We start from the raw sequence: 12,553 nt of genomic DNA, 5'->3' as shown, positions 1-12,553 counted from the left end.
TTATCTTTGCAAAGGTAAAATGTAAAGCCTTTTAGTAAGACTTATTTTATCTGTAGAGTTTTTTAGTAACGTAACAAAAAAGTGTAAAGTAAATTTAGGCATAGTCAATTCATGCCTACCTTTTGCTGAAAAGCCGGCGTATTTTCACAAAAAGCCGGCGTATTTTGAAAGGCTCTGTATCAGCCCGTTATCAATCGAACAAGGATTGCAGAATCTGCAAAGAACGGATCTCCTTGAAATCAGGCAGATGCAATTGATAATACTCAAAAATCCGGTGTAAAATCCGGACACGATCCTGACGAGAAAAAGCATACAGCGACATATTCTCGTAGCTCATCTTCAGCAAACGCTGAAACACCACCGTTTCTGCCGACTGCAAATAATAAGGATGCGTCGGCTGCTGGCAGACGAAGATCCCATTCAGCATATCGAAGTATAACGCATCCCGCGGATGTTCCACATTCGGGAAAATCCCCAGGTAATGCAGGAGATTCAACAGAAAAGCCACATGAAAATTGGCCAGTCCCTGTTCCACCGAATCCAATATCCGGACCGAATCTGTCAGGAATGCATACATGCGTTCGTCGGGCTGCGTATCTTTCACCACCCGGAAAAGGACTTCCGACAAGAAAAGAGCCAGCACGTTCTTGACCGGATCCAACTGAAAGGACGAAGCCGAAAAAGCCAGATGCACTTCCTTAATACGCTGGATATCCCGTTTGTTCTGATGCTCGACTTCCAAATCCAGCACCGAAAGCGGCATGAACAAAGCCTGCGACACCGAAGACCTTTTCCCCCGTTTGCGCGCTACCATATATGAAACCCGCCCGAAGTCTTTTGTATATATATGTAAGATCGTATATACATCTTTATATGGAAGAGAATGCAGCACGATCCCTTGTGTTTTATAAAGCATATTCTCGGTTTTTAAACAAAGATAGGAATTTTGAGGTTATAAGATTATAAGGTTCTTATTAAACTTACAATTCAAAATGCTAGATCTGACAACACCTTCACTTCTGTTTTCGGCCATATCGCTGATCTTATTGGCCTACACAAACCGCTTTCTGGCGTATGCCAATGTCGTGCGCAGTCTGAAAGACAAATATCAGCAAAGCGGAAATCCGCAAGACATCGAACAAATCAAGAATCTGCGGAAACGGCTGTCGCTGACACAAAGCATGCAGATTCTGGGTATCGCCAGTCTGCTGCTATGCGTAGTAGCGATGTTCTCCATCTATATTAATCTGCCAGAGCTGGCCATTTATCTATTCGGTTCGGCCCTTGTGCTTTTGGCCGCTTCACTAGGCGTATGTATCTGGGAAATAAACATTTCCGTCAAGGCATTAGACATCCACCTGAAAGACATGAGTTCCAAACAAAAGTTAAAAACATAACTATTTGCAAAATTTCTATAGCAAAAGCTTTGCCAGTAAAAAAAGAAGCTCTATCTTTGCACTCGCAATCGGGAAAACAACAGCCCAAAACGCTAAAAGAGAAATCATTAGCAAGATGGCCCGTTCGTCTATCGGTTAGGACGCAAGATTTTCATTCTTGAAAGGGGGGTTCGATTCCCCCACGGGCTACAATAAACAGGATTAAAAAATTAAAGAAGAATTTCTGAGAAATGGCAAATCATAAGTCATCAATTAAAAGAATCAGACAGACAAACGCAAGACGTCTTCACAATAGATATTATGCGAAGACTGCTCGTAACGCAATGCGTGACCTGCGTGCTACTGAAGATCAGAATGAAGCACAGACTTTGTTCCCTAAAGTATGCTCTATGTTGGATAAATTAGCAAAGAAGCACATTATCCACAAAAACAAAGCTGGCAACTTGAAATCTAAGTTGGCTAAGCACGTGAATTCTTTAGCGAAGTAAGTTATTTACTGACCATATTAAGATCTTCGGATCTTTATCGGATGGCCCGTTCGTCTATCGGTTAGGACGCAAGATTTTCATTCTTGAAAGGGGGGTTCGATTCCCCCACGGGCTACTTGGAGAGAGTATATCAGAAAGATATATTCTCTCCTTTTTTTATTTCACTTTTTCACTTTTTTACACGCCTAAAATTCTCTACTCTCGATAATTATCAGTACTTTTGTTAGCTTAATAATTAGAAAGATTTTTACTGATTTAAAACGTAATAAGCTCATGAGTGAAGAAATTAAGAATACATCTTCAGACTATTCTGCGGACAGTATTCAGGTACTTGAAGGGTTAGAAGCTGTACGCAAAAGACCGGCGATGTATATTGGCGATATTAGCGAAAAAGGCCTTCACCATTTAGTGTACGAAGTGGTTGACAACTCAATTGATGAGGCTTTGGCCGGTTATTGTTCCAACGTCGATGTGATAATTAATGAAGACAATTCTATTGTTGTGACAGACAACGGGCGTGGTATTCCGGTCGATATTCATGAGAAAGAAGGAAAATCAGCACTGGAAGTCGTTTTGACCGTGCTCCATGCCGGAGGAAAATTCGATAAAGGAACGTATAAAGTTTCCGGCGGTCTGCATGGTGTGGGTGTTTCGTGTGTGAATGCCCTTTCAACCTATCTGAAAGCCGAAGTTCGCCGAAACGGTCATATCTATATGCAAGAATTCTCTTGCGGCAAACCGTTGCACGACGTGCAGATGGTGGGTGACGCCGACACAACCGGAACAACCATCACGTTCAAGCCGGATGGCAGTATTTTCACGGTTACTGAATACAAATATGATATTTTGGCTACACGTCTGCGCGAATTGGCCTTCCTGAATGCAGGTATTACCTTGCGTCTGACCGACAAGCGGGTGCAGAAAGAAGACGGCACATACAAATCAGAAACCTTCCATTCAAACGAAGGTCTGAAAGAATTTGTGCACTACATCGACCGCTCGAAGGAAAAACTGATTCCGGATGTGATCCATATCGTAACGGAAAAGCAAGGTATTCCGGTGGAAGTAGCCATGACATACAATACATCGTACAATGAAAGTGTATTCTCGTATGTCAACGACATCAACACGATCGAAGGTGGTACACATGTGGCAGGCTTCCGTCGTGGTTTGACTCGTACGCTGAAGAAATATGCCGAAGATTCCAAACTGTTGGAAAAGGCAAAAGTAGAAATCCAGGGTGATGACTTCCGTGAAGGTCTGACTGCCGTGATCTCTATCAAGGTAGCAGAACCGCAGTTTGAAGGACAGACCAAGACAAAGCTGGGTAACTCGGAAGTGACCGGTGCTGTTGACCAGGCTGTTGGCGAAGCTTTGGGTTATTATCTGGAAGAACATCCGAAAGAAGCCAAGACAATCGTCGAGAAAGTTGTTTTGGCAGCATCAGCCCGCCAGGCTGCCCGTAAGGCACGCGAACAAGTATTGCGTAAGTCGCCTCTGACCGGTGGTGGACTGCCCGGAAAGTTGGCCGACTGCCAGTCGAAGGATGCTTCTTTATGCGAGTTGTTCCTGGTCGAGGGTGATTCGGCAGGCGGAACAGCCAAGCAGGGACGAAACAGTAAGTTCCAGGCTATCCTCCCGTTGCGTGGAAAGATCCTGAATGTGGAAAAGGCAATGGACCACAAGGTATTCGAAAGCGAAGAAATCCAGAACATCTATCGAGCAATGGGTGTCACCATTGGTACGGAAGACGATCCGAAAGCCTTGAACATGGATAAGTTGCGTTATCATAAAGTCATCATCATGACCGATGCCGATGTGGACGGTAGCCATATCGCCACGCTGATCCTGACCTTCTTCTTCCGCCGTATGCGTGCCCTGATTGAAAACGGCTATGTATATCTGGCAACTCCGCCGCTTTATCTGTGTAAGAAAGGCAAAGTAGAAGAATATTGCTGGACTGACCAGCAGCGTCAGGCATTCATCCTGAAATATGGTGGTGGCGATGAAAAGCAGATCCAGACACAACGATACAAAGGTTTGGGTGAAATGAGTGATCACCAGTTATGGGAAACAACCATGAACCCTGAAAACCGTACATTGAAGCAGATCACCATCGATAATGCAGCAGAAGCAGATCAGATCTTCTCGATGCTGATGGGTGAAGACGTGGGTCCGCGTCGTGAATTCATCGAAGAGAATGCTACGTATGCCAATATTGATGCCTAAGTAACAGAAGAGGATAAAGTCGACAGGCAAACCGCCAGCCGGCTTATGAACTCACAAATTATAATCTACAATGAGCCAGCTGGAAATATATACCGCAACCGGGATAATTCCTACTGGCTCTTTATTCTTTATAACAACGATCAAGAAGTAAGTAAATGATGAATTCTTCTTATCAACTGGCCTCTGTACTAAAAGAAGCCGATCAGTACCGATTGATAGAGTCGAGACCCCGTATTGGTATATCAGCCAACCGGAAAGACGGTCAGACATGCCTGGCCGAGACTTATATCCAAGCCGTTATCCTGGCAGGAGGCGCGCCGGTTGTCATCCCGGCAACAACCGATTTGTGTGTGCTGAGTGCCGTAGTACAAGAACTGGATGGAATCCTGATGAGTGGTGGTTGTGATATCAATCCGCTCTTCCTCAACGAAGAGCCGGTTCCGGCCTTGCAGGATGTGGATACGTTGCGCGACCGGTATGACTTGTCACTGATCCGCCTGGCTTCAAACCGCCAAATCCCAATCATGGGAATTTGTCGGGGACATCAGATGCTGAACGCGGCCTTCGGCGGAACGCTATATCAAGACATTTATACACAAGCCGAACAACCGCCCATCCGTCATAGTCAGAAAATGGCACGCGAAGAAGCATCGCATACAGTCCGGCTGGAAGACGGCTGTGTCATTGCCGTCAATTCATTCCACCATCAGGCAGTGAAAGATCTGGCTCCGGAGTTTGTGCAGACTGCCGTAGCAACCGATGGAATCAATGAAGGCATGCGTCATCCGGAAAAATCCATCTTCAGCGTTCAATGGCATCCGGAAGCGATGGCAATCCATGGAGACGAAGAAGCCCAGGCGCTCTTCAACCACTTTATCGAAGAAGCCCGCATCTTCCGTCAAGCAAAAGAGTTACACCAACGGATCGCCACGATCGATTCACATACTGACACGCCCATGATCTTTCCGGGACATTTCAATATCGGAGAGAAACAAGGCGGGAAAGTGAATCTGCCCTTTATGGAAGAAGGCCGGATTGATGCCGCTTTCATGGTGGCTTATATTCCACAAGGAGCACGCGACGATGCTTCCCTGGCCAAAGCGACAGCCTATGCCGAAGAACGCCTGAAAGAAGTAATCCGCCAGGAAAAGCTGAATCCGACACGCATGGGCATTGCCCGCACACCCGACGATCTGTTTCTTCTGAAACAGGCTGGCAAAAAGGCCATCTTCCTGGGAATCGAAAACGGATATGCACTGGGAAAAGACCTGGACAACATACGGAAGTTCCGTGACATGGGTGTCAGCTACATCACCTTATGCCACAATGGCGACAATGATCTATGTGACTCGGCCCGCGGCAAAGGCGAATGGAAAGGCTTGAGTCCGCTGGGAAAACAGGCAGTAGCCGAAATGAACCGGTTGGGTGTCATGGTCGATATTTCCCATGCAGCCGAATCGACTTTCTACGATGTGCTGGCTTGCAGCCGCTATCCGATTATTGCCTCGCACTCATCAGCCCGCGCGTTGTGTAATCACCCACGGAATCTGACCGATGCCCAAATCAAAGCATTGGCAGAACATGGTGGTGTCGTACAGATATGTCTTTACAAAGGATTCATCAATCCGGAAGCTGAAAAGGCTTCAGTCAGTGACGCGATCCGGCATATCAACCACATCGTCGATTTGGTGGGTGTCAATCATGTCGGGATCGGATCAGATTTCGATGGCGACGGCGAACTGATTGGCTGCCGGTCTAGCAACGAGTTGATCAATATCACCATGTATCTCTTGAAAGAAGGTTATTCAGATGCAGATATCAGCCAGATATGGGGTGGCAATTTCCTCCGTGTCATGCGCAAGGTTCAATCTGCAAGACAGTAAAAAAACTCAAAACAGACAAGATCATGATTCGAATTCTTTATCTATTGGTTGCATCGGCCCTCTGGTCATGCAGCAACAAACCGGCCGAAACGGTAAGTGAACAACCGTCGAACCAGCCGGTGGTCACACAAGCTTCAACAAACACGCCCGTATTTAACGCCGACAGCGCCTATCAGTTCGTGCAACGGCAAGTTGATTTCGGTCCCCGCGTGCCCAATACTTCTGCCCACAAACAGTGCGGAAACTATCTGGCCAGCGAATTGAAACGCTTCGGTGCGCAAGTACATGAGCAAGAAATGACACTTACTGCCTACGACGGAACAGCACTCGAGTCGAAGAATATTATCGGAACTTACAATGCGGAAAGCGAAAAGCGCATCCTGCTTTTTGCCCATTGGGATTCGCGTCCATACTCGGACGAAGATCCGAATAAAGAAAACCTTCACAAGCCGATCGACGGAGCCGACGATGGAGCCAGCGGCGTGGGTGTCTTGCTTGAGATCGCCCGTCAGCTGCAACAGAAAGCACCGGCAGTCGGTATTGATATCATCTTCTTCGATGCCGAAGATTACGGTATTCCGGATTTTGCCGAAGAAAAGTATGGTTACAAAAGTGGAACGTGGTGCCTTGGCAGCCGTTTCTGGGGAAAGAATCCGCATATCAAAGGCTACAAGGCCGATTTCGGTATTCTGCTGGATATGGTTGGAGCCAAAGATGCCGTATTCTATAAAGAATATATTTCCATGCGCCATGCTGCCCGTTATGTAGATAAAGTGTGGGAAACAGCACGCAACTTAGGTTTCGGTAAATACTTCATCAATGCCAATGGCGGAGGTGTGACAGACGACCATGAAGCAGTCATTGAAGAAACCGGCATTCCTTGCCTCGACATCATCAATTATGATCCGCAGTCGGAAAAAGGATTCCGTGCGCACTGGCATACGCAAAACGACAACATGAAGAACATCGACAAAGATGTATTAAAGGCTGTCGGACAGACCGTACTGGAGGTTGTTTATCAATATCAATAACCATATCAACAGAATTCACGGCAGGCATAAAGTCTACCGTGAATTCTGTATTTATATCCTCTCTTATCTCCCATTAAACCGATAACCCAAACCCAGCATGAGGTTATTCGGGTCTTTGAAATTACACAACTGATAGCCGACATGCAAGAACAGCCGACTAGTGATGGAAGTCTTCAAAGCTGCTATCTGATAAAATCCTTTTAAGTCTTCTCCCTGATAGAATACGTTGTGACCAACTCCCAGATTGATGGAAAAGATAGGCATCACCAGTTCTGCCCGAAGAGATAATCCCACACCGAATTGTTCCCGGAAAGGCGGACGGTAAAACCGGATATTCTCTGCAGACCGATCATCTCCAACCACATGGTCTTTGATGTTTGCACTCTCATCATACTGGGCATCCAACGAAATACCGGCCCGGAAACAGGCATTCAGATTATACATCGGATTGATATTGATACCGGCAACACCAAAAGCCCCTGGCACCAATACCCGATCGTCGGGCCAGATGATGCCCTTTCGCCGGGTTGCACCATAAAGAACTACATCATAGCTGAAATAACGTTCAATCTCCGCCCGTGCTTTGCGCCGTGATTCGACAGAAGTCCGATACGAATGCGTTCCGAATGTCCGGATCAGACTCACGCGTCCGCCCACGGTATTGACACCGGCATTAGGATAATGCGTATTCCCATTGGAAAAGTGCGTCACATCCACACCGGCTGTCAGACGCCAGTCGTTATTGATCTGCCAGTTTAGCAACCAGCCCAAGTTGATATAAGCATTCATCTTCGAGCCGACCACCATATTGCGCGGATTCAATTGCGGATCGTATTTTTTCCAACCCCACGAGACGCCGAAGTTCCATTCGTAATCCAGCGTAAGTGAAGGAGCAAGCCGGGCAATAGGTGCTCCCTGAAAGACATAAGCACTCCAGGGCACACCGATTTCCTCCCGGTTCCGGAAGGTATGACAAGCCAATCCAATTCCCTGATAAACATCCGGGTATTGACTTCCCCACCGGGAACGAGGATCAAAGCGGAATGCATATTTTAGATGAACCGATCCGGCACTTCGCATAGGTTCGTTAAACTTATTCTCTCCACCAAAGAAAGGATGCGTGTTCAACAAATATCCCTCTCTTAAATTGAACTCCAACTGATGCGACAACCGATGCCGTTTCAAACTGTCTGCTTCTTCCGATTTTACGGGCAACGGCACGATCTGACAAAGAATGAACATCACCCATGCCAGAAACAATTGATTTCGACAATACATACTGTTTATTTTCATGGTTGAATTGCCTAAAGATACGGATTTATTCCACTAATCGGTGTTCCTTGCCCGAAAGTTTTTTCACCACGCAATCTCTGCCTTTCTTATTTGCAGATGTCAGAATATTTCCCGAATATTGCAGCGAATTTAAAATACAGCAAATATGACTATCAACGAAATTCAAGACAATGTGATCGAAGAGTTCTCGGCATTCGACGACTGGATGGATAAATATTCCCTGCTGATCGACCTGGGAAACAGTCTGCCGGCTCTTGACGAACGATACAAAACGGAAAGTAACCTGATTGAAGGTTGCCAAAGCCGTGTATGGCTGCAAGCCGATTATGTGGATGGTAAAATCATCTTCCAAGGTGAAAGCGATGCTGTAATCGTGAAAGGAATCGTGTCGCTGCTTATCAGCGTCCTGTCCGGCCACACACCGCAGGAAATTCTGGACGCCGACTTGTATTTCATCGAGAAGATCGGCCTGAAAGAACACCTCTCGCCCACCCGTTCGAATGGTCTGGTGGCGATGGTAAAGCAAATGCATCTGTATGCAGTGGCTTTCCGTGCCAAGGAAATGGAATAAAATCAACGAGCCACACTCGAAATTATAGACTTCTACTATGAACACGGCAGCATTTAAAAGAACGCTACCGTGTTTTTTTTATCTCTTCGCCTACATATCACCCAATACCAGAGTAAGAGGATATATACAGGGGTAAATATATCCTAAGACTAAAGTAAGAGGATATATATAAGAGTGGATATATCCCAAGACTAAAGTAAAAGGATATATGCAAGGGTAAATATATCCCAAGACCAAAGTAGGAGGATATATGCAAGGCTGCATATATCCTAAAACTATCAACATAGGATATATGCGACCCAGAATTATTTTGTATATTCGCAGAAAACCAACCCAAACGACAGAAATATGGATAACTTTCACATACAACCTATTCCGCTGAAGGAGATATACATCTCGGTACTGAAAGAAAAGCGAGTGACGAATGAAGATGGCTGGACCCGGAAGGTTCCCGTGTGCCACGATGTGCGACCGAGCGGTTCGCTCATCTTAGATACGGCCGTCTGTGCCCTGCATCAGACAAACAATATCCTCCTCGGATACGAATTGGCAGAGAAAATGGGTGTCTCCACAACCGAACTGAGCGGAGCCATACATATCCTGACCGGTCTCCGCCTGCCTGAATTCATCATCCACTACCGGTCGATACAAGCGCAGGAATACCTGGCTTGCACCGACCTTACGCCCAAAGAAATCGCCCGGCGATGCGGATTCACGCACTATAACTCTTTCCACAAGATGTTCAAACGCCTCACCGGGATGTGCGTCCTGCCTTTCCGGAAGAAATACCGTCCGGCGAATTACCGAGAATTATACGGGTGGTAATGAACGATGCTCATTCCTCGACCCGGATGACTTCCTGCAAGCGGATGTCTTTGCATGAACGGCCTATCATCAGACGGAAATCGCCCGGTTCGACCACGCGCTGCATCGACTGATTGAGCATCGAAAGATCATCTTCATCCACCAGAAACGATACTTCCTTCGTCTCGCCCGGATTCAATGCGACCGACTGGTAATGAATCAGGCGGGTAATGGGCTGTGTAACCGACGCCACCTTATCGCGTATATACAACTGAGGCACTTCATACGCCTTATATTTTCCCTGATTCTGGACAGAGAACGATACCTGATAGGTATGTTTGCCAGCCGGTTGTACCTTCAGATCACGATAAGCGAAGTCGCAATAACTCAATCCATAGCCGAAGGGGAACAACGGTTCGCCCGTCAGATTCAGGTAATCATCACTTCGACCTGTCGGCTTATGGCTGTAATTCAGTGGCAACTGAGCCTCGTCAATCGGATATGTGATAGGCAGTTTCCCCGAAGGATTCGCGTCGCCCAGCAAAATATCGGCTACCGCATCGCCACCGTCCTCGCCCGGATACCAGGCATTCAACACAGCCGGAACCTGATCCAGCCATTCCGACATCACAATGGCACTGCCACCAATCAGTACGACCACAACCGGCTTTCCGGTAGCTGCCACCCGGCGGATCAATTCTTCCTGCCGACCTGACAAGGTCAGATACCCCCGATCACGGAACTCGCCTTCTTCAATACCAGCCACCACGACAGCCACATCGGCCGACTCGGCAGCCTTGACCGCCTTTGCGATAGATGCATCTTCGTTTACTGCCCCAACATTCCACACCAGACGAATCCTGGCATTACGTGTATTCTCGTAGAAACGGACTTTCACTTCATATTCTTTCCCAGATTCAAACCGGAACGACACCGTTTCTGTCCGGAAAGAAGCCTTCTCCGGACGATCGATCACCTTCTTCCCGTCTATCCACAACTGATAACCATCATTGCCTTCCAATCCGATCTGATATTCACCCGATACCGGCGACTTGAGTTTTCCATTCCATTCTACCGAGAACCAATCCACAGCCAGCGACGGATCAGGCGCAAACAACGTCCAGGAAAACTGGACAGCCCGATCCACCCGCTTCAGAGCCGGTGTTCCTTCCCAATTCGTATTCGTATAATAAGCAGCCGACAAACCCGGCGTTCCATCCGGCTGGAACAGACAATCGGCCGGCACCGTCAGCCATTGCGAATTAACCCGACGACAACCTTCCTCGTAAATCACTTCCGTTTTTCCCGCCAGTTTCTTCTTCAAGCCATCCAGAATACTCACTTTATCTACACCCGGACCACTATATCCACCCAAGCGAGCCTCGGCAGCATCCTGCCCGATCAAGGCAATCCGTTTCACCTCACGGGAAAGAGGCAAGGTCTGATGCTCATTCTTCAGCAAGACCATCGAACGGCAAGCTGCTTCATAGGCCAGCGCCCGATGTTCGGCACAGGCATTCCAACGGTCGGCTTCCGACTCATCCATATAAGGATGCTCGAACAATCCCAAGCGGAACTTCGCCTTCAGGACTTGACCAACAGCCCGGTTCAAGGCTTCCTCGGTAATTAAGCCACTCCGGCAAGCCTCCAGGAAAGGCTTATGCTCATCATATGTCGTCTGGAAGATGACATCCAAGCCGTTATTCACTGCCGTAGCACCCGCTTCTTCCCAGCTATTAATCGTATGATGCAGCTTATGAATAATGCCGACGGCATCGGCATCCGCTATGGTAAAACCATCGAATCCCCATTCTTTACGCAGCTTCTCGATCGTCAGCCATGAGTTGGCCGTACAAGGCGTTCCATCCAACATATTATATGCCGTCATAACCGATTGCGAACCGCCTTCCTGAAAACAAGCTTTGAAAGGAACCAGATGCGTTTCCTCCAAGAAACGTTCGGTATAATGAATCGGATTACTGTCCCGACCGCCATCACCCGAATTCACGGCAAAATGCTTGGGTGTGGTGATAACTCCCAAGCGCTCAAAGTTCTTGACAAAGCTCACGCCCATATCGGCCGACAAACGAGGATCTTCGCCATACGTTTCCTCCACGCGTCCCCAGCGTACATCCGTCGCCAGATTGACAACCGGCGAAAGAATCTGGCGGATTCCCCGACTCTTCGTTTCCATAGCAATCGCATGAGCAACCCGGCTCACCAAAGTCGTATCAAATGTTGCCGCTAAGGCAATCGCCTGCGGAAAAGCCGTAGCACCACCTCTTACCAGGCCATGCAAGGCTTCGTCAAAAATAATCGCCGGAATACCCAGACGCGTTTCTTCCACAAAATAACGCTGAATCTGATTGACCTTCTTTACCGTTTCGGCAGCCGTCAATTTCGGATTATACTGAAGCATCTGGCGCATCTGCGGATCATCAGCTCCTAACGTCGAAACCTGAAAGCCAAAGATTCCATCCTTAAACCGTTCTTTGCCGTCATCCAGATCGCCCGGCATCATATAAATCTGCCAGAACTTTTCTTCGATGGTCATTCGCTTCAACAAGTCATTCACTCGTTCCTCTATCGGAAGGTTCGGATTCTTATAAGGAAGCTCTTCGGCCTGTACGGAAGCACTATACCCCCAAAACAAGCCTATCATTAATGCTGTAATCTTTTTCATGATAATAAAATTAAATGTCTAATGCAGATTGGTCCTTCAAATATACAAACTAATGATAATTACGGATCAACGTAAAAATATGAGGGGTAAATTCGATAAAATCGTATCTTTGAGAACAACAAATCATTATCAGTTATGGAAACCAACGGTTATCGCCTCCTTCTTCCGGAAGGG

10 protein-coding genes and 2 tRNA genes are annotated in these 12,553 nt (G+C 47.2%); 9 read left to right on the top strand and 3 right to left on the bottom strand.

The features are described from left to right. Window positions 1-190: 190 nt before the first annotated feature. On the bottom strand, window positions 191-916 hold the full coding sequence (recO, locus tag MUN53_RS17435; RefSeq protein WP_243326656.1) for a DNA repair protein RecO: 726 nt from the start codon (window positions 914-916) through the stop codon (window positions 191-193). 76 nt (window positions 917-992) lie between these two features. On the opposite strand from recO, the gene MUN53_RS17430 reads away from it, so the two are divergent. The 7 genes from MUN53_RS17430 (at window position 993) to MUN53_RS17400 (ending at window position 7,028) form a co-directional block, all read left to right on the top strand. Further along, window positions 993-1,397 carry a DUF2721 domain-containing protein gene (locus tag MUN53_RS17430; RefSeq protein ID WP_022456463.1) on the top strand — a complete coding sequence of 135 codons (405 nt, stop codon included), beginning with the start codon at window positions 993-995 and terminating at the stop codon, window positions 1,395-1,397. 117 nt (window positions 1,398-1,514) lie between these two features. After that, a tRNA-Glu gene (locus MUN53_RS17425) sits at window positions 1,515-1,586 on the top strand. Window positions 1,587-1,627: 41 nt separating this feature from the next. Continuing rightward, on the top strand, window positions 1,628-1,885 hold the full coding sequence (gene rpsT, locus MUN53_RS17420) for a 30S ribosomal protein S20 (protein ID WP_243326655.1): 258 nt from the start codon (window positions 1,628-1,630) through the stop codon (window positions 1,883-1,885). A 43-nt stretch (window positions 1,886-1,928) separates the two neighbouring features. Beyond that, window positions 1,929-2,000: transfer RNA gene (locus MUN53_RS17415), tRNA-Glu, on the top strand. 158 nt (window positions 2,001-2,158) lie between these two features. Next, a complete protein-coding gene (gyrB, locus tag MUN53_RS17410) occupies window positions 2,159-4,114 on the top strand; it encodes a DNA topoisomerase (ATP-hydrolyzing) subunit B (protein WP_022456465.1) in 1,956 nt (651 codons plus the stop codon). Window positions 4,115-4,269: 155 nt separating this feature from the next. Next, a complete protein-coding gene (locus tag MUN53_RS17405) occupies window positions 4,270-5,997 on the top strand; it encodes a membrane dipeptidase (protein WP_243326654.1) in 1,728 nt (575 codons plus the stop codon). 23 nt (window positions 5,998-6,020) lie between these two features. Beyond that, window positions 6,021-7,028, top strand: a complete 1,008-nt coding sequence (locus MUN53_RS17400; RefSeq protein ID WP_243326652.1) for a M28 family peptidase — start codon at window positions 6,021-6,023, stop codon at window positions 7,026-7,028. A 63-nt stretch (window positions 7,029-7,091) separates the two neighbouring features. Here the strand turns inward: MUN53_RS17400 and MUN53_RS17395 are convergent, their stop codons facing one another. Then, window positions 7,092-8,306, bottom strand: coding sequence for an acyloxyacyl hydrolase (locus MUN53_RS17395; protein WP_243326651.1), 1,215 nt, complete (start codon window positions 8,304-8,306; stop codon window positions 7,092-7,094). Between the two features lie 160 nt (window positions 8,307-8,466). Here MUN53_RS17395 and MUN53_RS17390 point away from each other — a divergent pair, with 160 nt between their 5' ends. Together MUN53_RS17390 and MUN53_RS17385 are read left to right on the top strand one after the other, a co-directional pair. Then, complete coding sequence (locus MUN53_RS17390) at window positions 8,467-8,892, top strand: SufE family protein (protein ID WP_022456469.1); 426 nt, start codon at window positions 8,467-8,469, stop codon at window positions 8,890-8,892. A 348-nt stretch (window positions 8,893-9,240) separates the two neighbouring features. Then, window positions 9,241-9,717 carry a helix-turn-helix domain-containing protein gene (locus MUN53_RS17385; protein WP_243326650.1) on the top strand — a complete coding sequence of 159 codons (477 nt, stop codon included), beginning with the start codon at window positions 9,241-9,243 and terminating at the stop codon, window positions 9,715-9,717. 10 nt (window positions 9,718-9,727) lie between these two features. Here MUN53_RS17385 and MUN53_RS17380 read toward each other — a convergent pair whose 3' ends face one another. Continuing rightward, a complete protein-coding gene (locus MUN53_RS17380) occupies window positions 9,728-12,379 on the bottom strand; it encodes a glycoside hydrolase family 3 protein (RefSeq protein WP_243326649.1) in 2,652 nt (883 codons plus the stop codon). Between the last annotated feature and the right edge of the window lie 174 nt (window positions 12,380-12,553).

The organism is Parabacteroides faecalis, from assembly GCF_022809355.1.
Lineage (GTDB): Bacteria > Bacteroidota > Bacteroidia > Bacteroidales > Tannerellaceae > Parabacteroides > Parabacteroides faecalis.
The sequence above is the reverse complement of the archived record's forward strand: the minus strand, read 5'-3'. Positions and strand labels throughout refer to the sequence as shown.